The 22,508-nt window shown below is 45.0% G+C and carries 21 protein-coding genes; 10 read left to right on the top strand and 11 right to left on the bottom strand.

The genetic code is table 11. The annotated features are described in order from the left end of the window. Positions 1–31 precede the first annotated feature (31 nt). A complete protein-coding gene (gene fabD / locus IE165_RS16355) occupies positions 32–919 on the top strand; it encodes an ACP S-malonyltransferase (protein ID WP_189627727.1) in 888 nt (295 codons plus the stop codon). A 50-nt stretch (positions 920–969) separates the two neighbouring features. Then, complete coding sequence (locus IE165_RS16360) at positions 970–2,391, top strand: M20/M25/M40 family metallo-hydrolase (protein ID WP_189627728.1); 1,422 nt, start codon at positions 970–972, stop codon at positions 2,389–2,391. A 52-nt stretch (positions 2,392–2,443) separates the two neighbouring features. Here the strand turns inward: IE165_RS16360 and trhO are convergent, their stop codons facing one another. From trhO to IE165_RS16375, 3 genes are all read right to left on the bottom strand, one after another. After that, entirely contained in the window at positions 2,444–3,424 is a 981-nt protein-coding gene (trhO, locus tag IE165_RS16365; protein WP_189627729.1) for an oxygen-dependent tRNA uridine(34) hydroxylase TrhO, read from the bottom strand. A 92-nt stretch (positions 3,425–3,516) separates the two neighbouring features. Next, positions 3,517–3,753: a DUF3820 family protein gene (locus tag IE165_RS16370; protein ID WP_229826602.1), complete on the bottom strand. Its 237-nt coding sequence runs from the start codon at positions 3,751–3,753 to the stop codon at positions 3,517–3,519. Beyond that, positions 3,734–4,492, bottom strand: coding sequence for a glycosyltransferase family 2 protein (locus IE165_RS16375; RefSeq protein WP_189627730.1), 759 nt, complete (start codon positions 4,490–4,492; stop codon positions 3,734–3,736). Before IE165_RS16375 ends, IE165_RS16370 begins: the two co-directional genes overlap by 20 nt. A gap of 160 nt (positions 4,493–4,652) precedes the next feature. Here IE165_RS16375 and IE165_RS16380 point away from each other — a divergent pair, with 160 nt between their 5' ends. Continuing rightward, positions 4,653–5,348, top strand: a complete 696-nt coding sequence (locus tag IE165_RS16380; protein WP_229826603.1) for an FkbM family methyltransferase — start codon at positions 4,653–4,655, stop codon at positions 5,346–5,348. Here IE165_RS16380 and IE165_RS16385 read toward each other — a convergent pair. Further along, complete coding sequence (locus tag IE165_RS16385; protein WP_189627731.1) at positions 5,345–6,259, bottom strand: glycosyltransferase family protein; 915 nt, start codon at positions 6,257–6,259, stop codon at positions 5,345–5,347. The two genes, IE165_RS16380 and IE165_RS16385, sit on opposite strands and share 4 nt — an antisense overlap. Positions 6,260–6,380: 121 nt before the next feature. Between IE165_RS16385 and IE165_RS16390 the strand changes: the two genes are divergently transcribed. From IE165_RS16390 to IE165_RS16400, 3 genes are read left to right on the top strand one after another with little or no spacing between them, the layout of a single operon-like run. Then, entirely contained in the window at positions 6,381–7,832 is a 1,452-nt protein-coding gene (locus IE165_RS16390) for a lipopolysaccharide biosynthesis protein (protein WP_189627732.1), read from the top strand. Between the two features lies 1 nt (position 7,833). Continuing rightward, positions 7,834–9,195 (top strand): hypothetical protein, encoded by a 1,362-nt coding sequence (locus IE165_RS16395; protein ID WP_189627733.1) that lies wholly within the window; start codon positions 7,834–7,836, stop codon positions 9,193–9,195. Beyond that, positions 9,185–10,285 (top strand): CapA family protein, encoded by a 1,101-nt coding sequence (locus tag IE165_RS16400; RefSeq protein ID WP_189627734.1) that lies wholly within the window; start codon positions 9,185–9,187, stop codon positions 10,283–10,285. The genes IE165_RS16395 and IE165_RS16400 overlap by 11 nt, the downstream gene beginning before the upstream one ends. On the opposite strand, the gene IE165_RS16405 is transcribed toward IE165_RS16400, so the two are convergent. The 5 genes from IE165_RS16405 to IE165_RS16425 form a co-directional block, all read right to left on the bottom strand. After that, entirely contained in the window at positions 10,286–11,029 is a 744-nt protein-coding gene (locus tag IE165_RS16405; RefSeq protein ID WP_189627735.1) for a DeoR/GlpR family DNA-binding transcription regulator, read from the bottom strand. A 36-nt stretch (positions 11,030–11,065) separates the two neighbouring features. Beyond that, on the bottom strand, positions 11,066–11,929 hold the full coding sequence (locus IE165_RS16410; protein WP_189627736.1) for a hypothetical protein: 864 nt from the start codon (positions 11,927–11,929) through the stop codon (positions 11,066–11,068). Positions 11,930–12,161: 232 nt separating this feature from the next. Then, a complete protein-coding gene (locus tag IE165_RS16415) occupies positions 12,162–12,887 on the bottom strand; it encodes a YebC/PmpR family DNA-binding transcriptional regulator (RefSeq protein ID WP_189627737.1) in 726 nt (241 codons plus the stop codon). A 3-nt stretch (positions 12,888–12,890) separates the two neighbouring features. Further along, complete coding sequence (locus IE165_RS16420; RefSeq protein WP_189627738.1) at positions 12,891–13,838, bottom strand: NAD-dependent epimerase/dehydratase family protein; 948 nt, start codon at positions 13,836–13,838, stop codon at positions 12,891–12,893. A gap of 39 nt (positions 13,839–13,877) precedes the next feature. Continuing rightward, complete coding sequence (locus IE165_RS16425; RefSeq protein WP_189627739.1) at positions 13,878–15,479, bottom strand: lamin tail domain-containing protein; 1,602 nt, start codon at positions 15,477–15,479, stop codon at positions 13,878–13,880. Positions 15,480–15,691: 212 nt separating this feature from the next. Between IE165_RS16425 and IE165_RS16430 the strand changes: the two genes are divergently transcribed. After that, positions 15,692–16,681, top strand: coding sequence for an aspartate-semialdehyde dehydrogenase (locus IE165_RS16430; RefSeq protein ID WP_189627740.1), 990 nt, complete (start codon positions 15,692–15,694; stop codon positions 16,679–16,681). Between the two features lie 303 nt (positions 16,682–16,984). Here the strand turns inward: IE165_RS16430 and IE165_RS16435 are convergent, their stop codons facing one another. Both IE165_RS16435 and IE165_RS16440 read right to left on the bottom strand, forming a co-directional pair. After that, the gene (locus IE165_RS16435) at positions 16,985–17,986 is read right to left on the bottom strand and encodes a Kelch repeat-containing protein (RefSeq protein ID WP_189627741.1); all 1,002 of its coding nucleotides are present in this window, start codon (positions 17,984–17,986) and stop codon (positions 16,985–16,987) included. A 3-nt stretch (positions 17,987–17,989) separates the two neighbouring features. Then, positions 17,990–19,381, bottom strand: a complete 1,392-nt coding sequence (locus IE165_RS16440) for a DUF4270 family protein (RefSeq protein WP_189627742.1) — start codon at positions 19,379–19,381, stop codon at positions 17,990–17,992. 223 nt (positions 19,382–19,604) lie between these two features. On the opposite strand from IE165_RS16440, the gene IE165_RS16445 reads away from it, so the two are divergent. Genes IE165_RS16445 through pncA form a run of 3 tightly spaced genes read left to right on the top strand, consistent with a single transcriptional unit; the run spans position 19,605 to position 22,311 of the window. Next, the gene (locus IE165_RS16445; protein WP_189627743.1) at positions 19,605–21,029 is read left to right on the top strand and encodes a sensor histidine kinase; all 1,425 of its coding nucleotides are present in this window, start codon (positions 19,605–19,607) and stop codon (positions 21,027–21,029) included. A gap of 4 nt (positions 21,030–21,033) precedes the next feature. Beyond that, entirely contained in the window at positions 21,034–21,708 is a 675-nt protein-coding gene (locus IE165_RS16450) for a response regulator transcription factor (RefSeq protein ID WP_189627744.1), read from the top strand. Positions 21,709–21,717: 9 nt separating this feature from the next. Continuing rightward, positions 21,718–22,311 carry a bifunctional nicotinamidase/pyrazinamidase gene (pncA, locus tag IE165_RS16455; protein ID WP_189627745.1) on the top strand — a complete coding sequence of 198 codons (594 nt, stop codon included), beginning with the start codon at positions 21,718–21,720 and terminating at the stop codon, positions 22,309–22,311. Positions 22,312–22,508: the final 197 nt, after the last annotated feature.

Raw genomic sequence — 22,508 nt, forward strand, 5'->3', positions numbered from 1 at the left:
TGCGGCTCATCGTACACGCTAATTATTTTAAATGAAAACAGCTTATATTTTTCCAGGCCAAGGTGCTCAATTCGTCGGAATGGGACAAGAATTGTATAACTTAAATGAAGCATCAAAAGCCTTATTTGAGCAGGCAAATGAAATCTTGGGTTTTCGCATCACGGATATTATGTTTGCCGGTACGGACGAAGATCTAAAACAAACTAAGGTAACCCAGCCTGCCATATTTCTACATTCGGTGATCTTGGCAAACGCGTTGGGCGATAGCTTTCAGCCAGCGATGGTAGCCGGACACTCTTTGGGTGAATTTTCGGCATTGGTTTCTGCTGGAGCCCTTTCTTTTGAAGACGGCCTAAAATTGGTGTCCCAACGTGCAAATGCGATGCAAAAAGCCTGTGAAGCACAACCTTCAACAATGGCTGCGATCTTAGGCTTGGACGATGAGACTGTTGAAAAAATCTGTGTCCAAGTAGAGGATGTCGTCGTGGCGGCAAATTATAACTGCCCCGGGCAATTGGTTATCTCCGGAAGCATAGCGGGTGTTGATAAAGCCTGTGCTTTGTTGACCGAAGCTGGAGCAAAACGTGCATTAAAATTAAATGTAGGCGGAGCCTTTCATTCGCCGCTCATGGAACCCGCAAAATTGGAACTCCAAGCGGCTATCGAAGCAACGGAGATCAAGACTCCTGTATGTCCTATCTACCAAAATGTGGATGCAAAGCCCTACACGGATCCCGAGACCATCAAAGCGAATCTTATTGCACAACTTACTGGCGCTGTTCGGTGGACGCAAACCGTTCAGCATATGCTTGCCGACGGTGCGGAAGCATTTGTTGAAGTAGGACCAGGGAACGTGTTGCAGGGACTCGTGAAGAAAGTTGATCGTTCTGCACAAACATCTGCCGCAACAATCGCCTAGTTATTATCTTTTGGCCTCGATTTATCGAGGCTTTTTTATAGTTTGTACATATGAAAACTTCATTGATTGTTTTACTTTTTTTATCCAGTATGCAAGGCTTTGCACAAGATCAGTTTGGAAGTATATACCCCAAAATCATCACCGAAGTGAATGCACACTCGCAGGCCTATTCTAATTTAAAACAGGCGACGGAAGAGCTAGGACACCGCCTGACCGGATCGGAACATGGGAAAAGAGCTGAACAGTTTGCTTTTGACCTCTTGAAATCCTATGGATACGATGTACGCTTCCAACCTTTCGAGATGGTTTCATGGAGTCGGAAGTCGCTGGCCTTAAATATTGGCGGGCAAACAATTAAGTCTGTCGCGCTAGCGCATTCTCCAATTGCTGCACACAGCAAATCGCCTTTGATCGATCTAGGTAACGGACTAGAAGAAGATTATGTTGGTAAAGATGTGAATGGCAAGACGGTGTTGGTTTATTTACATATTTTACCGGGATCGCCTGATGGAATAAAGAACCTTCATCGTTCCGAGAAGACTGCAATCGCTATGCAGCATGGTGCTGATGGTATCATTTTTATTAACTCGGTGCCCCAAGGCGTGCTCTTGACCGGAACGGCTTCCATTACAGGAGATCTGATCAAAATTCCAGCAGTATGTATCGGTTACGAGGATGGGATGGCCATCAAACAACAGCTGGAAAAAGGCGAACGCCCCATTGCGACCATAGATATGGAAAATGAATCGTCGCGCGTTAGCGCCCGTAATGTGATTGCCACCTTAAAAGGCAAGAGTAAAGAAAAAATTGTCGTTGGTGGGCATTTGGATTCATGGGATTTGGCTACCGGAGCCATTGATAACGGTATAGGTTCCTTTGCGGTGATCGATATGGCGAGAACTTTAAAACGCCTTCGTATAAAACCTAAGCGGACTGTCGAGTTTGTCCTATTTATGGGCGAAGAGCAAGGTCTCTTAGGCTCGAAGGCCTATGTCGCAGCAGCAGAAGCAGCCGGTAGTATAGACGAAGTGGCCTTTATGTTAAACTTCGATATGACTAATGCACCGACAGCATTTCACAGTTCTCGCGAAGAGATGCAAAATCTGTATCGCGACTGGTTGGTTCAATTGCAGTCTGCCGACAGTACATTTAAGGGTAAGAATAATATCGGCGCAGGGCTACATAGCGATCACCAGCCTTTTATGCTAGCCGGTATTCCATATGGTGGCGGTGCTGGCGGGATCCTTCCTAATAATGCAGGTGCTTATTACCATTCCGACAACGATGTATTCAATTTAGTGGATAAGGCGGGTCTGGAGCAAACGGTGAAGCTTGGTGCTGCACTGGCCTATAGCTTGGCGCAAACGGCTCATATCCCGGCTTTACGGCTGAAAGACCAAGAAGTTCCTGCTTATTTAGAACGATATGGACTAAAGGTGCCGCTTACGGTATCTGGCGAGTGGCGCTGGTAGCAGCTAAAAAAAAGGGCAATAGTATAGCGCTATTACCCCCTTTTTTTAGCTGCTATACCGTTTCCTTCGGTGGGAAATTTTTGTGTTTCCTTTTGCTAATCTTCTCGTAGTTGACAGGCTGCGGTACTTTGATATAATAGCCTGTTCCGTCATACTCCCTTTTGCGAGGGTGCTCCATACAGGTTGTTGAACAACATCCAGACAGCTCCCATCCACATTCATCGCACTGGGTAAAGTGTTCGTTGCAATCAGGGTTAGCGCAGTTGATCATTTTTGGGGTTACTTTGCCACAGTTTTTGCAGGTAGAGACTACTGTCGGATTCACGGCATTTACGTCCACGGTAACCCGATTATCGAAAACGTAGCACTTCCCGTCAAAATCTTTACCGCCAGCCTCTTTTCCGTATTTGATGATACCTCCATGGAGTTGGTAAACGTCTGCAAATCCTTCCTTCAACAGTAATGCGGATGCTTTTTCACATTTGATTCCACCTGTGCAATACGTGAGGATCTTTTTACCTTTATATTGTTCTAGCTCCTTTACTTTCTCTGGAAATTCCCGGAAATTATCAATGTCCAACGTTACGGCGTTCTTGAAACGACCTACACTATGTTCATAGTTGGAGCGGACGTCTAGGATGACGACATCTTCCTGATCTTTCATTTCCATGAACTCGGTGGGCTCTAGATGTTTTCCCGTTTGTAGGTTAGGGTTGATTATTTCAGGATTCCGCAGTCCCGAATGCACGATTTCTGGTTTATAACGACAATGCATCTTGATGAAAGAGGGCTCCTCAACATCGTCGATCTTGAATTCGGTCTTTGCAAAACGCGGATCAGCGTGTACGGCTTCCATGTAGGTGCTGCAAGCTGCCGCTGTTCCCGAGACCGTGCCATTCAAGCCTTCTTCCGCGACAATTATGCGGCCCACAAGTCCTAAAGATTGACAGAATGCTAAGTGTTTTGCCGCAAAATCTTCGGCATTTTCGATTGGGCTGTAACAGTAGTACAGCAAGGTTTGATATGTATTCATATGCATTGATACCGCTGCAAACGGCGTTTAATGTGTTTAAAATTCTACTGCTGCAAAAGTACGGAAAAAAAGTAGTCCAAATTTGATGTACGTCACTTTTTGATCAATGGTGTCAGCAGATGGGTCAATCCGTTCATTTTTATCTCGTGTAGTGCTGCCAGCTGCATCCCGAGTTTCCCTTTTGGAAAGCCTTTCTGCCGGTACCAAACAAGATAGGGCTCCGGCAAGCGGCACAATAACCAGCCTTCGTATTTTCCGGAAGGCATTTTTGTGTTTGCTAAATCCACCAACAGCTGTGGGTCCATGGGATTAATCTCTTGTCTTTCCATATGTTAAACGGTGTATGAGTAAGCGGAGGGCGATTACGCCGTGGTTTAGCAGATTCGGGATAACGCCATAGTGCTTCCTTAATATGGCATACCGTTCCAGCAAGCTTTGCCTATGCCGTTTTTGGGACATCCCTCCTACAAGGTATCTGGCGACGTAGCCATGGACATTGACAATTTGCTTGGCCCTTTTTGCCGCTTTAATAACCCAGTCTACATCCGCACTAAGTTGGTATCGTGTATCGTATGGAGTCGTCAAGCTACGCTTAATATAGATTGCTTGGTGACAAATATTCATACCATATCGAAAGGATTTCCAGTTGAATGTTGTTGGTGCCTGATGCCGGCGATCGCCAATAACTTGTCGGCTCTCGTCGATCAATTTTGTTTCGCCGTAGAAGATATCGGCACGGATACCCAAAGAGAAAATACTTTCCAAAGTATGGGTATTATACAGCTCGTCGCCAGCATTCATAAAAAGCACATAATCCCCTGTTGCTTTAGACAAACCTTTGTTCATTGCATCATAGATGCCTTCATCTTTTTCAGATACCAGCACATCGATATGGTCACGATAGCGATCGATCAAGTCCAACGTCCCGTCTGTGGAAGCGCCATCGATCACAATATATTCCACCTGTTTGTATGTCTGCGAAATGACGGATTGGAGGGTGTATTCCAACTCGCGGACATTATTGTAAACGATGGTGATGATGGATATGGTTGGTATTGCTGCTGTCATCAAAATACGATTCTATACAAACATACGAATTAGTAAACTAGCAGCGCAATGCGGTGTTGTTTTTGGTGTCAAGAAGGAAAATTCGAAAAAGCAGTGCACGGGGTTAGCTTATTTCGAAAAATAGTACTAATTTGACGGGCAGTTTAACTAGATAGCCCTTATGATGGTCTCGCTGAAGAAGACGATACTAAAATATATTCCAATCGATAAATTTTTTCATTCGCGCTCATATTCGCAAGATGGTGAGGACATGATCATTCGTAGTTTCTATGAAAATGTGAAGCGCTATAAGGGTTACTATGTAGACGTTGGTGCGCATCATCCTTATCGTTTTTCTAATACCAAGTATTTTTATAGCCAAGGTTGGCGCGGTATAAACATCGAACCCTCGCCGCAGGTTTTGGGTCTATTCCGTTTCTTTCGTCGTAGGGATATCAATTTAAATATCGGCATCAGTGATAGTCCGCAGGAACTCACCTATTATTGCTTTAACGAGCCAGCCTTGAATGGTTTCTCAAAAGAACTGTCGGAAGCGCGTGACCACACGCATGCGCGGTATCATTTGCTTAAGACCATCTCGGTGAAGACGCTGCCGCTTTCCGAGGTGTTGGATATCCATCTTCCGAAGGGGCAAAAGATAGATTTCTTGACAATTGATGCAGAAGGTTTCGATCTCATTGTGCTGCAGTCTAACGACTGGAAGCGATATCGGCCGAAATTTGTATTGGTGGAAGATGCCGTTGATTTGTTACAGCTTGATGATTCCGAGATATACCGATTCATGGTTGATGCCGGTTATCGGTTGATCGCCAAAACGATACGCACGATGGTGTTCGAAGATGGGCAACGCATTTAGCTCTTGCCAAATCGCTTCTGCCAATGCTTGTAGACGTATCGGAGCAATCTTTCGGGTAAGGATCCTTTTCGGGTTGCATAAAACTGCTTTATGGCCTCGTAAGCCTTCTTGTTTTCTTCTATTTCTGCGGGGAAATACTTGATTTTGCTTTGGGCAAGCTCTACCTGATAGACGTTGTCTAGGTCAGAATGTGTGCCCGAACCGTCGGTGCCAATGTTTTGCACCATAGATTCGCGCGGATATAGCGCCAGTCCGCCTGCCCGGAAAATAGATAGGTACCACCTGATGGCCCAAGAATTGATTTTCCCCGCCTGATAAGCTTTGACCTGCTTCCAGAAGTTTTCGCTACCATCTATGCTGAATCGCTTGATGTCCGATCGGCTAAAGTCCTTGGTTAGCTGATCGATGTCTGGATTGAATTTATCCCAAGCACGCTTCCACGTTGCCCATCCCCAACTGTTGGCGACACGAAAAAAAAATGTTTTGGGGAGTCTTTTCGGGTATTGCACCGGATACATATAGCCGCTTATTTCCATGACTCGTTCCTCCGCTGCGTATCGTGTCAGGGCATCGTTGAAATAGGTCAAAGCATAAGGCGATGTTTCAAGATCATCTTCCAGTACAATTGCCTGCCCATGTTCGTTGATGATTTTCGTCACGCCATCAATCACATTTTCTGCTAGCCCCCAGTTGCGGCTGCGCTCGATAATGGTGATGTGTTTAAAGTGCCATGGCTCGCGAATAATCGAGCGAACCTGATTCACCGCTTCTACAGCATCAGCATTCTTAGGAGCATCCGCAATAATGTAAAGAAGGGATTGCGACGCCAAGAGGTTCTTCTCCAACGCGACCAGCGTTTTTCTGGTGTGTTTGGGCCGGTTGTAGACAAATAAGACAATAGGTGCTAGCATCGCGTTACAATCATTCCTAAAAATCAAAGATATAAAGTAATTCCAGTTTTGGTTTCTTTTTGCTGCTTTTTATCTACGTCACATGGAGATGTTTGCTAACTTTGTCGTTTTAAGACCATTCATGAACGAGAATGCCAAACAAAATACGCTAAAGGGATTATTTTGGAATGCTGTAGATCGATTTGGTAACCAATTGGTTACGGCGGTGGTGGGCGTCATCACGGCGCGTATACTCAACCCTGATGACTTTGGTGTGTTGGCGGTGCTGCTGATCTTTATGACCATAAGCACCACTTTTGTTGACAGTGGCTTGGCCACTTCATTGGTGCGATCTCCTAAAGTAGATGAGCAGGACTATTCCAGCATGTTTGTCTTCAATCTATTCGTTAGTGTATTGCTCTATGCCATACTTTTCTGTGTCTCGCCCTATATCGAAAGTTTTAACGGTATCGACGGGTTGGCGGTTTATGCGCGTGTTCTCTTTCTGCAGCTCATTATACATTCCCTCGGTATCGTTCAATATGTCAAGCTACTGAAAAAGTTTGCCTTTAAAGAGACAGCGCGGATAAATGTCTTCGCCATCGTATTTTCAGGTTCGCTTGTTATCACGCTGGCACTGCTTGGTTTCGGGGTGTGGGCAATCTTACTGCAACCCGTATTATATTCTTCCTTCCGTACTGCCATGTTATGGATTTGGGGAGACTGGCAGCCCAATTTGTTTTTTTCTGCAAAAGTGCTGAAAAGGCATTTGCAGTTTTCTTTGACTTTTATGGCAGGAAGCATGCTTAGAAAAATATTCTCTGATATTTATTATTCGTTTATCGGGAAAAATTTTACGCTAGCCCAGACCGGCTTCTATCAGCAAGGTAATAAATGGGGGGAAATGCCTAACTTGACGATCTCCTCGATCATCCAAGGCACGACGCTATCTACGCTGGCGCCCATCCAAGATGATTACCCCCGCTTTTTGAATGCTTGTCGGAAATCCATGAAGACATTGGGTTTTGTCTTGTTTCCCGTAAGCCTACTTGCCATCGCTGTTGGCCGGCCAGCAATCGTATTTTTCCTAACGGATAACTGGGTAAACTCTATATTGTATTTTCAACTGCTCTGTTTCGCTGGCATTTTTATATCACTTACGGATCTAAACGTTAATTTTCTGAATATTAAAGGCAAATCTACCTACACCTTATGGATGGAGCTGCTTAAGGTTGTTTTGGCCATTGGGCTTTTGCTAGGAACCTATAAACATGGTATCTTGGCTATCATATATGGACAAATTGTGATACGGTTGGTTTTCTTTGTTGCAAGCACATGCTTAAGCGGTAAAATCTACGGTTATTCCTTTGCTCGTCAGATTCATGACTTAGCGGGAACTTTTTCGAGCAGTCTCGTGGCTTTTGGCGGAGCCGTGGCTGTTTTCAACTACTTCGGGTACGTTTCGACGGTGCTACTTCTACTTCTGCAAAGCATTACATTCGTCACGATATATGTCTTATGTAGCCATATAGGTAAAAACGAAATATGGATGGAGTTGTTACAACTTTTAAAGAGCAAATTAGCGAAACGATAGCATGGAAGTTGCAAAAGGAAATTGGATAGGTTATGATACTGTTTTTTACAACCTAAAAAACAAGAAGTATAGTAAAGAGATCGACGAAGTGATCGACTACGCTAATTTGGAAATTGATGTAGAAGGGCTGTCTGCTTATCTTGATTATGGCTACTGTGTTTTCGGGCGGACGCCGGTCAAAAATGTGCATTACTTGCTTCCTCATGAAGTTATTCGTTGCGTGGACGGCCAGCTGTTTGTTCAAAAAGGAGAGGACAGCGCCTTGCAAAGAATAGGTGTTAAAAGTCGGGAGGATGATGTGCTCGGGATGATATCGACTGCGGTGAATCAATGGGCAGACAGTTTTTCGGGGGATATACTCATTCCCACGAGTGGTGGATTTGATTCGCGGCTGATGAATCTGGTCATACATGACAAGAAGAGAATCCGTTCATATACTTATGGCACGTCTTTCAATCAGCAGATGTCACGCGAAGCGGTTTATGCGCAGACCTTATCTACCAGATTGGGAACATCGTGGAATCGCGTTGACCTTGGTGGATTCAACCGCTACATGAACGAGTGGTATACGCTCTTTGGCCCGTCCGTGGGAGCTTCGGGCACCTATCACATGGAATTTTATGAGCGGATTGCGGCACAGGAAAGGCCTAAAAAACTACAGCTGTTGAGTGGTATAATCGGCGACGCTTGGGCTGGCGCGGTTCATGTGCCACCCATAACGGACCCATACTCCTACTTGAAGCTGGGTTATACGCACGGCATGAGTGCTGATGCGGCTCTCGCCACCGGGATCGATTATCGATCCTTGGTGGAGCCTATATTTGACGCCCAAAAGTATGAACTCCAGCAGCCGCAATACCGGATAATTACCGCTATGCGAACAAAGATGATGCTCTTGCAATACCTTATTAAGGTTCCCGAGGCGTATGGCTTTCCTGGCTACTCGCCCTTTTTGGACGAAGACATTGCGCTAGCCATGCTAAACCTTCCAGCTGAAAGAAAGAGCAACCGGCAGTGGCAGCGTGATTTTTTTAGCGCAAACAATGTTTTATTCGAAGAGGAAAAGCATCATTATACCTATCAAAATTCGCTAAACTATTATGCCCTGCTCCATCATCCATTAGAACCTCTTGATAGCGGCATCTTGCGGGAGATCATACAGCCAGCTTATCTAGCATGGATCAACAGTAGGATTGTAAACATTGGACCGAAGGAGAAGATATTCCAACGGTTGATGCATACGCCGAAAATCAAAGAAGGATTAAAAATGTTGGGTTTTAAAAACGGGCTTTTAAGGGCTTATTTCGCATACATTACGTTAAAGCCCATAGAAATTATGTTAAAAAAACGAAATGCCTCATAAATTACTTTTCGTAGGCGATGTGGTGTTGCAATCATCACCCGTCTTATCGCAAGACCTACAGGCTTTAATACGAGAACAGGATATCTGTTGCTGCAACGTCGAAGCGCCGCTTTCAGGATTCGGTGCTGCTGTAAAGAAGACAGGCCCCCTGATCAATCAATTGGCTCAGTCGGCCGAATGGCTTCAAGATTTTGGGTTCAACATGTTTGCTATGGCCAATAATCATATTTTAGATTATGGCGCCGAGGGGTTAGCGCATACCCGACAGGCTTTTGGAGCAAACGTTATTGGCGCGGGCAGCGAAGAGGAGGCATATGCGTTATTGGTTAAAGAGGTCGAAGGGGTACGCTATGGTTTTGTTGCCTATGGCGAAAATGGTTTTGGGGCTCTCAACGGCGATAGGGATTATGGCCACGCTTGGGTCAATAGCACCCGCGTGGACGAGGATCTTATCGCCTACAAGGATCAGGTAGACATCTTAATTGTGCAAGTCCATGCTGGCGTAGAAATGGTAGATGTGCCTATTCCAGAGTGGAGACAGCGATATCGAGAGCTTATCGATCGTGGTGCAGATATGGTTATCGCGCATCATCCGCATGTTGTCCAGGGGCATGAAACCTATAGGGGTAAGCGTATTTTTTATAGCCTTGGTAACTTCTATTTTGACGGCATCTCTAAAACCACGGCCTGGAATACTGGTGGCGCGCTCCAGTTGGTTGTCGATCGCAAACAGATTGTGCAAGCCGATCTGTTTCTTGTTTCAAAGCAGGGGAATAGGCTGTCGTTGATGCCTAGGATGGAAACGGAACAACAATTGGCGCGGCTGAATGAGAAGCTTCAGCATACGGCGGCTTATGAAAACTATGTGGATCAGATCGCTGTTGAACAATGGCTGCAGCATCACCGAAACTATTACGCGAAGCCTTTTAACGGGCTTGTCCAATATTCGCTTAAGGCTTTGGCGAAGCATATAAAGCGATTGCTTTTCCATAGAAATATCGACTACGACCTCTTATGGCACAACATGGAGATAGAAAGCAACTTTTGGATCGTTCGTCGGGCAATCCAAAAGTTGCGTAAAAAACAGTGACTATATGACTGTTATCAGCTTTGCAAATTCCTTTAATTTCGGATGCGCTGGATCAAGATCGGTAACGAGATAAGATACGTCCCGTAACGGCGCAACACGCATCTTTTGGTTGGAGTTCAACTTCTCTGTAATGCTCAAGATGGCTAAGTTCTTCGAACATTTAATCATCGCTCTCTTTATCTGCACAACTTCCCAATCGGAATCCGTGATACCTTCGTCCAAAGAAAGACTATTCGTTCCCAATAGACAAAGATCTACACGTAAATCTGACAGCTCATTGATCACTTGGGATCCGGTAACGATGTTGGTATTTCTGGATAGCTTACCACCAACCAGTATCACATCAATGTTTTCCTTTTCTGCTAACTCCAACGCCACCAAAGGACTAATCGTAAAGAATGTGCATTGTATTTCATTGGGAACCAACCGCGCTAATTCGATCATAGTTGTGCCGCCGCCGACCAAAACCGTCATCCCGTTTTTGATCAGCGAAAGGGCCTTCTTGGCAATATCCTTTTTGGATTCTTTAGCATAAACATTTCCTTCTTGGAATGGAAACTGGAAAGACTTTGATAAAGCTCCCCCGTAAACTTTCAATACTTGCCCGTTTTCTGCCAATTCGTTGAGGTCCCGCCTAATGGTATCTTCCGAAACGTTGAGCTGCACGCTCAAGTCCGACGATAACACCTTGTTATGTAAGTTTATCTGGTGAATGATATAGGCTTGTCTTTCTTCCTTTAACATAATTCTAACGATTATTTGTTGATAGCTATTGCATGATTATTCTGACCGATTTTCGTCGGTGGGTTTACTTTTGGTTACGCCAGCTTTAAAGCGGGGCTTGAATCCTGCCGGTTTGTTGGGCTGCTCGGGTTTTGCGTCGGTTTCAGACAGTTCCGTCGGTGCATCCGGTTTTTGCGCAGGTTCTGGCGTTGCCGGTTTGGTTACGCCAGCTTTAAAGCGGGGCTTGAATCCTGCCGGTTTGTTGGGCTGCTCGGGTTTTGCGTCGGTTTCAGACAGTTCCGTCGGTGCATCCGGTTTTTGCGCAGGTTCTGGCGTTGCCGGTTTGGTTACGGCAGCTTTAAAGCGGGGCTTGAATCCTGCCGGTTTGTTGGGCTGCTCGGGTTTTGCGTCGGTTTCAGACAGTTCCGTCGGTGCATCCGGTTTTTGCGCAGGTTCTGGCGTTGCCGGTTTGGTTACGCCAGCTTTAAAGCGCGGCTTGAATCCTGCCGGTTTGTTTGGTTGCGACTCCGTTATCGCTTCCGTTTCTGGCGTTTCCTTTTCCTTCTGCGTCAGGCTGTTTTCCTTCGAATTGATTTCCTCTTGGGGTACATCCGTCGGGTTCATGCTGGCGTTTCTAAACCGTGGTTTAAACCCGGTCGGTTTTTTTGTCACACTTTCTAATACTGGCGCTGGTGCATCCGCTTTAGCAATAACCGTTGGAGCCGATTTTTCAACTTCAGGTTCGATTAACAAATACTTTTTACGTAGTTTGTTAAACCAAAATTTCTTGGTATGATCGAAACTTTTCTCACCCATTTGGGCATAGTGCAGCCTAAACTCTTCGTACAAAGCTAGCTCCTCACTCCTTAAAAGCAAAATATCAATTTTCTTTTTCGCGAAAAAATCCTCAAATGTCGTCATCTCCAAGTGCTAAATTTAATAAATTTTACTAAAAAAAACCGATGTATTTTGCATAGTAATATGTTCAAGTGGAGAGTTAAAGACCTCATCACGGCAAAATAACGCTTAGATAGGCTATCTAGGAGGGGCCCAACCGCGCGCCGGGAGAAATAGGGAAGGATGTAGAGATTTTATCCTCCACAAAAAAAGAGGGCTGACCCTAGCCCTCTCTTTTTATTTTTTATGTCCGTTCTTACTCCATATTATGGTAAACGGCCTGCACATCATCATCTTCTTCAATTTTATCAATCATCTTTAGTACCTCGGCCGCTTGCTCCTCACTAATGTTTGTATGGGATAAAGCAATACGTTCCAATTTCGCAGACTGCACGTCAATGCCTTTTTCTTCAAGCAAACTTTGCATATTTCCGAAATCTTCGAAGGATGTCTGTACGACAACGATGTCATTTCCTTCTTCATCTGCTTCTACGTAGAGCTCTTCCAATCCGCCGTCGATCAGTTCCAACTCCAGCTCTTCAACGTCTGTTTCTTCCGAGGCGTTAAAGCGGAAGATGGACTTGCGTTGGAAAATAAAATCCAGCGACCCTGTTTTCCCTAAAGAGCCACCTGCTTTTGTAAAATAACTTCTGATATTACCGACCGTTCGGTTGGTGTTGTCCGTAGCGGTTTCAATCAAAACCGGGACACCATGCGGGCCATATCCTTCATAAACATATTCTTCGTAACCCTTGGCATCTTTTTCTGAAGCACGTTTGATAGCAGCTTCTACACGGTCTTTTGGCATGTTTACCGCCTTCGCATTCTGTATAGCCGTGCGCAAGCGCGAGTTGTTCTCCGGGTGAGGGCCACCCTCTTTCACGGCCATTGCGATTTCTTTCCCTAAACGTGTAAACTGTACGGCCATTTTGGCCCAGCGTTTAAATTTTCTTTCTTTTCTGAATTCAAAGGCTCTACCCATTTTCTATAAGTCTCTTTTGAGGTTTTCAATCATGTCCTTTGTCATGCTTTCCAAATCAAATCTTGGCTTCCACCCCCAATCCTTGCGCGCAGAAGAATCATCGATACTTGCAGGCCAAGAATCCGCTATGGCTTGTCGGGGGTCATGGTCGACATAGGACATTTCAAAATTAGGAAGAATTTTTTTAATTTCTTCGGCTATTTCAGCTGGGGTAAAAGATAGTCCCGCCAGATTGTAACTGGATCGAATACGGATCTGTTCACTAGGCGCATCCATCAAAGCGATGGTTCCGCGAACGGCATCTTCCATGTAAAGCATCGGCAACGCTGTGTCGGCAGAGAGAAAGGATGCATATTTTCCGTGCTTTAAAGCCTCAAAAAAGATATGTACCGCATAATCCGTAGTGCCTCCTCCCGGTGCAGTCTTCCATGAGATAATGCCTGGATAGCGGATGCTGCGGATGTCAAGGCCATAGCGAAGATGGTAATATTCGCAGAGACGTTCTCCAGCAAGTTTGCTGATACCATAGATGCTGGTTGGGTCCATAATGCAATATTGTGCTGTATCGATCTTTGGGGAGTGCGGCCCAAAGACGGCGATAGAGCTTGGCCAAAATATTTTTTTGATACCGAGCTCGAGGGCTAGGTCCAGCACATGAAGCAGCCCATTCATATTTAAATCCCAAGCTTTCTGCGGATACTGCTCGCCCGTGGCAGACAGCATAGCCGCCAACAGATAAATCTGCGTGGGTTTATATTTTTGAAATAAGGATTTTAGCGCCTCCTTATCCAATACATTAATCGTTTCGAAGATCTCACCTTCTTTCTGATTGTTAGGCTCCCTAATATCGGAAGTGATGACATTTTCGTTGCCAAATTTTTGGCGGAGGGCAGCGGCCAATTCTGATCCGATTTGACCATTTGCCCCAATCATAATAATACGCTCTTTCATTGCTGCAAAGATAGGTCATTTTTTGCGCAACTGCACATACTATTTCCCCGCGTGGATTAACACAAAACTGCCTTTAAACTGTTGATAATGACCTTCTGATGTGTGTATTTCGGATTGGTAAATATAGATGCCAGCAGGACATAGCGTACCCTGTTCATTCCGCCCATCCCAGATGACTTCACCAGCCAAACCTGCACTTTTGTTACGAATCAATCGGTTGACTACTCTTCCGTTGCTATCGTAAATTGTCAGGTTTAGCATCGGGTTACGTTCCGAAAACGCATAATTAAAAACAAGTCTGCTTTCCGATCCATTGCCACTTGGCGAAAAGGTTTTTCGATCGAGCCACCAGGAATTTTTTTTCACTTTTTTTTCCACATCGGTCGAGTTTCGGTATCCGGGGGTTGCACCACCCACCAACGTGGATGCTGAACTGAAATTTCCTTTGCTGTTGGTGTCTTCCTCACTGGATTGTCTTTCCAAGGAGATTCCTCTCACGTTGGCCAAAAATGGCTGGTGCATCGTGCTTTGATAGAAAAGACTGTCTACCAAGGTACTATTTTTGGACAGCAACACGGTGCCCCGTGTGTTTGGATAGGCCGGTAGGGCTTGCATTGCAATCATGTTTTCCCGAACCGAATGGGGATAATCCTGCTGGAGACGGTCTGGCGATGTGGTGAGTGCCCGGTAGCCGCCAACTTCGATAAAATGGTCTTCCGAACTGATGGTATGCTGGCCGATCTGCCATCCGCGGAGGTTGATGATCCTGCCGGATCGGTTGTACAACTCGACAAAGTCGTCCCCACCGGCTTTCGGGTCGAAGAGCACTTCGTTTACGACCAAATCATTGTATCGCGTCGGGGAGGCTCGGAAAATCGAGACAGCTGTCGTCGTCAGTTGTCCACAATAAAGTATATCCTGTAGCCGTATTTCGGTCGGTTCATCCCATTTTATGGGCCTATCTGTGTATAAAACAAGACTATCCGTACTAAGCTCATATCGTACAATTGAGTTTTCCGCCGGTTCAAAAACTATGCGCGTATCGTTACCGAAAGTAATGCCGTCTGTAGGGGACGCAAAATGCAAGACGATACGACTGTCGGTAATCTGCAGGGAAGGGAAGGTGATGGTGGGGTTGTACTGTGCATTCCATACCGAATTTCTTTGTCCGGGTGTTCCCCCATTCCGGGCTTCCGAGGCCCGCCACGTGTTGCTGTTGTTGCAGGCGAGGTTTGGGTTGATCCGCTCTAAGCTCCAGCCACCATTCTTTTTCTCGCGCAGTTCGTACCACGCGTTGCTGTATAGTACATGATCGACGACATTGTGACCTTTATCCAACAGCGAGACCGACCCGGCGACGTTTTGAAGTGCACGCCAGGATCTCAAAGGCATGACATTTCCGAATCGAGCAAATTTGGGAGCCACAGCGGCGTCAACAAGCAGCATATACTGTCCCGGTGCTAAATAATAATCGGCTAAAGGAACCCTAAAATTACCTACCTGCAAGGTATAGTGTTGGAGTGTGATAACTTGCGAGCTATTGTTATAGATCTCGATATACTCGCTGTCAAGAAAAGCTGTAGGTAGCGGGTGCGGCATCAATTCTGTGATGACCAAACCGGATTGTGCCTGGGTAGTCAATATTGATAATATTGAAAAAAACAACGCGCAAATTTGTCTAATTTTTATTAGATAGAGCATGATTTTACATAATTTAAAAAATTTCGGGCGAAACTTTTGATAAATTTTACATAATAAATTATAAAAGGAGCGGCTTATTTCGTATGTTTGGTTCCTTGAAATAAATTTACAAAAAATTTAATCATTCACATACAAACAAAACAAATTTAACTATGAAAGTTGCAGTAGTAGGCGCAACGGGCCTTGTTGGGTCAGAGATTTTGACCGTTTTAGCAGAACGTAATTTCCCAGTAACAGAGTTGATTCCAGTCGCTTCCGAGAAGAGTAAGGGTAAGGAGATCGAGTTTAAGGGGAAGAAGTATAAGGTCGTGACACCAGCCGAAGCTATTGCAATGAAACCGCAAGTCGCCTTGTTTTCCGCTGGTGGTGACACCTCAACCGAGTTTGCGCCGCTTTATGCAGAAGCTGGAATAACCGTAGTGGATAATTCATCCGCTTGGCGTATGGATCCAACCAAAAAGCTGGTCGTTCCTGAAGTGAACGGCGATGTGTTAACTATTGAAGATAAGATTATCGCGAATCCGAACTGTTCGACAATCCAAATGGTTGTGGTGCTAAAACCGTTACACCAACAGTATAAGATCAAGCGTGTTGTCGTTTCGACATATCAGTCTGTAACGGGAACAGGCGTCAAGGCGGTTACCCAGTTAATGGATGAACGGGCAGGAAAGGAAGGCGAGAAGGCTTATCCTTATCCGATCGATTTGAATGTTATTCCGCATATCGATGTATTCCAAGAGAACGGGTATACGAAAGAAGAAATGAAAATGATCAAGGAAACGAACAAGATTATGGGCGACGACAGTATTCGGGTAACAGCAACAACGGTTCGTATTCCAGTTATGGGAGGACACTCCGAATCTGTTAATATTGAATTCGAACATGATTTTGACGTTGCACATGTACGTAGGCTATTGGCCGAGCAGGAGGGGGTGATCGTTGTCGATGATCCTGCGAATCTAAAATATCCTATGCCGAAAGATGCACACGGCAAAGATGAAGTGCTAGTCGGCCGTATCCGTCGCGATGAATCGCAAGACAAAACGTTGAACCTTTGGGTGGTAGCGGATAACTTGCGGAAGGGCGCTGCAACAAATGCTGTGCAGATTGCAGAGTTATTAAATAAAAGAGGCATGATCTAGACGGAGTACGTCTTGAAATTTTGAGGCTACTCGAAGGGGTAGCCTTTTTAGTACCCAATCTTTTTGGCTACCCAGGGCGCACCAAATTTTGCAGGGACATTGGCATAGCGACATAGCTTGATGGCGGATGGGTTTAATGTCCCGAATGAGCTGATATAAGTTAAAGCGCTATTCCTTTAGGCTCCCAAGGGAGAATGAAGATAGCTATGTGAGAAATAGACAGACGATGAGCGTCGAACATTTCTCTGAAGCCAAAAAAAGCGGACAACTTTGTAATTGTCCGCTTTTTTTATTTATTAACGATTAGCGTACTTGTGTGAATTCCCAAGTGTTATCGAATATAAAAGCACCATTTAATCCTGTAGTGATATAGCCTTTTCCATTTAAGGCGAATCCTACAGCTTTTTCACGCGCATCTGCAGGAAGCGATTGATGCTTGTCTGTCCATGAATCGGAGGCAGGCTCATATTTCCATACCGTTGCTGTAATGCCGGATCCAGTACCACGTCCACTCACAACATAGCCTGCATTACCAATTACGAAAGCACTAGCGTTATATTTTCTAGCATCGTAGGTATAGGTGTCGTCGTTGCGATTCAAATCAGCGAGAGGCGTCCAATTAGTACCATCGAATGCATAAAAGTCTTCAGGAAGGGTAGAACTATTTGCATATCCACCACCTACGTAAGCTCTGTCTCCGATAACGAAAGCGAAAGCGAAGGCTTTCTTATATTTGAATGGCACAGGAATTTCCGACCAGCTATTTGTTGCAGGATCATAACGATAGAAATCGCTGAATTTAGCATCTGTGCGGGTTGATCCAAGTCCCACATAAGCATAGTTCCCTAAAGTGAAGGCTACAGCACCATAACGGGCTTTGCCGGGAAAAGGAGCGATAGCGGTCCATACCTTGGTTGCTGGATCGTAGCTATAGAAATCATCGAGATCTTCAGTGCCCGTAGATCCGGTTCCTACATAGCCTTTGCCATTAATAGAGAAGCCTACGGCCATTTGGCGTGCTTCGCCGGGGAAATCCGTAATATCCGTCCACGTAGAACCATTGAAACTAGAACCATCGTTAACGACTCCCTCATTTCTGACAAACCCACCTACCACATAGGCTTCGTTGCCAATAGTGAAAGAAGCTGCCCCATTTCTAGGATCGTTTTTAAAAACAATCGATCTTACCCATTCTGTTGGTCCCGTATCGGTCGTATCCTCATCATTATCTTTCTTGCACGAGTTGAACGATGTAAAAGCAATAGTGCAGGCTAAGATTAACAATAGCCAATTCTTCTTATTCATAAATTATCTAAATTTAGTGTACAATATATTCAATTTTATTTTTGGTTTCGCATTCTCTACGGCGATGAGTGCCGTATCGAAATTGCTGAAGGTCCTTGAGTCTGCTGGAATCACGGAGCTTATATACAAGGACGTATTATCAAAGAACGATGTTGACTTCAAGTTTTTCATATAGGAAAGCATGTTAAATGTATACTTACCATTTCTTCCCATTTGATCTCCTACTTGGTAAAAAGAAAGTAGAAAAGGTTGCTGCTGCGTAGGTACTAATGGTTGTACAATCGAAACAGGTACGCCATTAAAATCTGCAACTAGTAGCACCAAGGTTCCCGGAATAGGGTACATCGTATTCGCAGGTGAGCTGGTCTCGATAACGAGTTCAGCTTTATTGATCGAAATGTTTTCATCCTGTAAAAACTCTTTTAACGAAGGAAACTCCACTTTCGCTACAACGCCCGTCCCAGATTGCAGGTAAGTGAGTCCCGCCGTGGCACTGCTTGTCAATTCGCGGTTCGTTGCTGTCAACGGTTCAAATATAGTTCCCGTACGGTCATAGTCGAGATGGTTAAATTGTAAGTTTCCATCAACAAGATTCAATATTTTATAGCCCGATCTTTTGAAACCGTCGGTACCGACGTACGTATAATTGATTTTCACTTGTACAGAATCGTAACCAAACGCTACAACGGCACTGTTGTCTTCATCAGGAACAAGGACTAGCCCTTTGAAGTAATCTCGAAAATTTTCATTAGAGGACACGCGCAGATCATTCGTCTTGATGAGGTCGAAAAATTCCTGCCCGAGCGAAGGATCTAAACGAATATTCAAAGAATCCAAACTCCGTACGCGAGGTGCGAAACTGATTGCGCCGATGCTGGTCGGGCTGTAATCGAAAGTTTGATCGTTAAAAATGGATGGACCTGTTACGTAAATCGGCAACGCAGTATTTTGAACGCCTCCCGTTAAGGTCTTTGTTTCTAGCACTTGTTCGAGTCGGTGAACACTTAAGCGTTGTGTTTTCGTGGTGTCCCCGAAATAGTAACGGTTTGTGTTGGGTCTCAATACCAGATTTAACGAGTCAAATACCGCGGCATCAGGTATGTCGTTTGCAATACTCGAAAAACCAATCCGGAAATAGGAGGTTGCTTTCACTTCGCCAAAACGGCTGTCTGCAGCTTTACCAACGAGTATACTGCCCCTCCCTGCCGAGGGCATGTTGTTCAGTTGAACCGTAGAAGTTTGGATGCTAAATGAGTCGATAAAAGAAACGCCCACATTATTCGTGGCGCTATTATCCAACATCACACTCATATCTTTATCGCATGCCCCCGCAATGATTAGTATAAAAACTGGCAGTGCAAAAAAGGTAATACTTCTCTTTAAAAATTGATTCATACTTATTGTTTGACTAGCAAAAGTAATCAAATAGAATAGTTAACGAGTGTTATATTTTGTTAAAATGCCGTAGCTTCCACGGCGGACAAAACCTCGTTTCAACGCTTTTTAAACATAATATCCCCGCTGTTGTTCCAGCGAATTGTTAATCAGTGTTATATTTTGTTAAAACTGCCCGATTACTTGTGCGTTGCAAATCTACTAATTTAAATTTGCATTAATAATGTTAAAAAAGTATAAAATCCTGCTGACGTTGATCGTTTTAACGGCTACTGGCATAGCGTTCGTGTTGCTTTTTTGGCTTTTTGGTAGCTATAAGAGCGAGCGCGAATTATTTCTCGGTAGCGCGGAACGTTCCCTGTTCAATGTGCTGCAAAAATATTATCAAAACGAGTTTGCCGAATCCCCCAAACGTGCGCGAACTGATAGTCTGGAAAGCCAGCGCAGGCACAAAGGCCTACTGAATTTGCTGGGTTCGGTCTACCCGGATTTGGATTTGGCGCCGATGCGGACATTTCTCGATACAGCAGACTTCCGTCGTGGCAGAGGCCGGCGTGGGAACGAAGGCGAGCGTAGCAAAGAGGCCCCTAATGAGTTGTTGCCGTTGTATCTGTTGGAGAAAATGGATTTTAACGAACAGTTGCTGGATACCTTAGAAGCGCGATTGGCGAATACATTGGCTAGAAACGGTATTCAAGTCAAGTTCCAGCTTTCCACCGCTGTTATTCCTCGCGAGCATTTCGATAGTTATATTCAAGATCGAAAGAAGCAAGCTTTCTTATTTACTCGACCTATTCTGATCAATCCAGAAAACGAGCAGTTCCTACTTGCCAAATTTGAGAACCCATGGCCCTACTTAGGTATGCAGCTAGGCGCACAATTCTTTTTCTCGTTGCTTTTGCTTACCGCATTGATTGGCACATTTATATACCTTTTGAAGACCATAAAAAAGCAAAATCAGGCAGCCGTACTGCGCAAGGCCTTCGTAAATAATATGACACATGAGTTGAAGACTCCTGTGTCTACGGTGATGGCCGCTGTAGAGGCGCTGCAGCGCTTCGTGGCGAAAGATGACAAAGAGCGTATGCACAACTATTTGGAGATCTCTAAAACCGAGCTAGAGCATTTGAACGACATGATCGAGCGCGTACTAGAGCTCGACGTGGATGAGACACACCGCATAAGATTGGTAAAAAGTACATTCGATATGATCCCTTTTGTGCGAAGTTGCCTCGAGGTAACGCGGATCGCTACGCAGAAAAATGTGCAGATCTTGTTCGACCCCGCAGTGGAGCATTTGGTTATGTCTGCCGACGAAGCCCATCTAAAAAATGTACTGGGCAATTTGCTGGACAATGCGGTGAAATATTCGGGTGATCCTGTTCAGATAAGCGTCGATGTGAAAGAGCAGGCTGGTTACATCGTTTTGCGCATCGCGGATAAAGGGAAAGGAATTCCTGCAGAACATATTCCCCGAATTTTTGACGTGTTTTTCCGAGTGCCGGAAGGCACTGTGCACGAGGTGAAAGGATTTGGATTGGGCCTTGCATACGTGAAACATGTTGTCGAGCAGCATGGCGGTCGCATCCGTGTCAATAGTGAAATGGGAAAAGGTAGTATATTTACAATCAGCATCCCCAAAACGTAAAAAAATGGTTGAGGTATTGTATGTAGAAGACGAAACAAGCTTGGCATTGATTGTGGCGGACAGTTTGGAAGCCCACGGTTTTCGCATAGTCCACAAGCAGAACGGTCGTGATGCCGTTATTGCATTTAAACATAAAAAGCCGGATATTGTGGTGTTGGATATCATGATGCCTATGATGGACGGATTTTCTGTTGCGCAGGAAATTCGCAAAATAGACATGCATACGCCTATTTTATTCTTGACGGCCATGACACAAACCGAAGATGTGGTCAAAGGGTTTCACCTCGGGGCAAACGATTATGTACGTAAGCCTTTCAAAATCGAAGAGCTCATTGTAAGGATCGAAGCCCTCACAAAAAAGGTAATTATAGGACAGGCACAAAGGCAATACCATATCGGTTACTTTACCTTGGACACCGTCAAATCTACGCTGGCGATGGGCGATACACAAGAGAAGCTATCCTTCCGAGAGGTGGAGCTGTTGCGTCGGCTTTATGAGCATAAGGATGAAGTGGTACCGCGAGAGGAGATTATCCGTGCATACTGGAATGACGATACTTATTTTACGGGACGTAGTCTGGATGTTTTCATCAGTCGGATACGCAAATACCTGTCAAAAGACCAACGCATTAAGATTACCAATATTCGCAGCATTGGATATATGTTGACGATTGATTAAATTGGACGGATGAAAGCACTCATCATAGTCGATGTTCAGTATGATTTTTTGCCGAATGGCCGCTTACCAGTTCCTGAAGGCGATCAAGTCATTGCGCCAATCAATCGAATCCAGGGGAATTATGATGTGGTCGTTGCCACCCAAGACTGGCATCCCCCCGACCACCAAAGTTTTGTTTCTCAGCATCCGGAATCCAACCTTTACGATAAAATTACTGTGCAAGGTCTCGAACAAGTGATTTGGCCGGACCATTGCGTACAAGGATCGGTTGGTGCGGGGATCGCAGCCGATCTGGATACGTACCTCGTAGCGGCTATTTTCCGGAAGGGCATGGATCGGGAAATAGATAGTTATTCTGGGTTTTTTGATAATGGATATCGGAAGGATACGGGCCTGGCGGGTTATTTGCAGGCGAAGGGAGTTGATGAAGTGCATGTTTGTGGCGTTGCTGCCGATTATTGTGTGTTTTTTACGGCGATGGATAGTTTAAGAAAAGGGTTTAAGACTGCTATTGTCCTGGAGGCTACCCGCGCGATTGATCCTCACCTGTTCGCGACCAAACTGGATCTATTTCGCGCCGAAGGAGGTACAGTTTGTGGATAACGCTCTTTTGTCTTACCCAACCTCATTGTTTGATGATTTTCGCAGGTCGAATGCTTTACTTACGGAATAGGAATCTCATCCTGCCCGAAAGAACGGAGCAAATGATAGTCGCCGCTTCGTGTTAGGATAGCAGCTTTAAAGAAATGTTTCGGGCGATGTACGGTATCTAGGGGCTTGCTAAAAAGCATCTAGCGCAT

The sequence above is a fragment of the Sphingobacterium griseoflavum genome, from assembly GCF_014653155.1.
GTDB lineage: Bacteria > Bacteroidota > Bacteroidia > Sphingobacteriales > Sphingobacteriaceae > Sphingobacterium > Sphingobacterium griseoflavum.

Bases quoted from the DNA above. Each gene is read 5' to 3' on its own strand.
- fabD (WP_189627727.1), top strand. From the start codon at position 32: ATGAAAACAGCTTATATTTTTCCAGGCCAAGGTGCTCAATTCGTCGGA.
- IE165_RS16360 (WP_189627728.1), top strand. From the start codon at position 970: ATGAAAACTTCATTGATTGTTTTACTTTTTTTATCCAGTATGCAAGGC.
- trhO (WP_189627729.1), bottom strand. From the start codon at position 3,424: ATGAATACATATCAAACCTTGCTGTACTACTGTTACAGCCCAATCGAA.
- IE165_RS16370 (WP_229826602.1), bottom strand. From the start codon at position 3,753: ATGGAAAGACAAGAGATTAATCCCATGGACCCACAGCTGTTGGTGGAT.
- IE165_RS16375 (WP_189627730.1), bottom strand. From the start codon at position 4,492: ATGACAGCAGCAATACCAACCATATCCATCATCACCATCGTTTACAAT.
- IE165_RS16380 (WP_229826603.1), top strand. From the start codon at position 4,653: ATGATGGTCTCGCTGAAGAAGACGATACTAAAATATATTCCAATCGAT.
- IE165_RS16385 (WP_189627731.1), bottom strand. From the start codon at position 6,259: ATGCTAGCACCTATTGTCTTATTTGTCTACAACCGGCCCAAACACACC.
- IE165_RS16390 (WP_189627732.1), top strand. From the start codon at position 6,381: ATGAACGAGAATGCCAAACAAAATACGCTAAAGGGATTATTTTGGAAT.
- IE165_RS16395 (WP_189627733.1), top strand. From the start codon at position 7,834: ATGGAAGTTGCAAAAGGAAATTGGATAGGTTATGATACTGTTTTTTAC.
- IE165_RS16400 (WP_189627734.1), top strand. From the start codon at position 9,185: ATGCCTCATAAATTACTTTTCGTAGGCGATGTGGTGTTGCAATCATCA.
- IE165_RS16405 (WP_189627735.1), bottom strand. From the start codon at position 11,029: ATGTTAAAGGAAGAAAGACAAGCCTATATCATTCACCAGATAAACTTA.
- IE165_RS16410 (WP_189627736.1), bottom strand. From the start codon at position 11,929: ATGACGACATTTGAGGATTTTTTCGCGAAAAAGAAAATTGATATTTTG.
- IE165_RS16415 (WP_189627737.1), bottom strand. From the start codon at position 12,887: ATGGGTAGAGCCTTTGAATTCAGAAAAGAAAGAAAATTTAAACGCTGG.
- IE165_RS16420 (WP_189627738.1), bottom strand. From the start codon at position 13,838: ATGAAAGAGCGTATTATTATGATTGGGGCAAATGGTCAAATCGGATCA.
- IE165_RS16430 (WP_189627740.1), top strand. From the start codon at position 15,692: ATGAAAGTTGCAGTAGTAGGCGCAACGGGCCTTGTTGGGTCAGAGATT.
- IE165_RS16435 (WP_189627741.1), bottom strand. From the start codon at position 17,986: ATGAATAAGAAGAATTGGCTATTGTTAATCTTAGCCTGCACTATTGCT.
- IE165_RS16440 (WP_189627742.1), bottom strand. From the start codon at position 19,381: ATGAATCAATTTTTAAAGAGAAGTATTACCTTTTTTGCACTGCCAGTT.
- IE165_RS16445 (WP_189627743.1), top strand. From the start codon at position 19,605: ATGTTAAAAAAGTATAAAATCCTGCTGACGTTGATCGTTTTAACGGCT.
- IE165_RS16450 (WP_189627744.1), top strand. From the start codon at position 21,034: ATGGTTGAGGTATTGTATGTAGAAGACGAAACAAGCTTGGCATTGATT.
- pncA (WP_189627745.1), top strand. From the start codon at position 21,718: ATGAAAGCACTCATCATAGTCGATGTTCAGTATGATTTTTTGCCGAAT.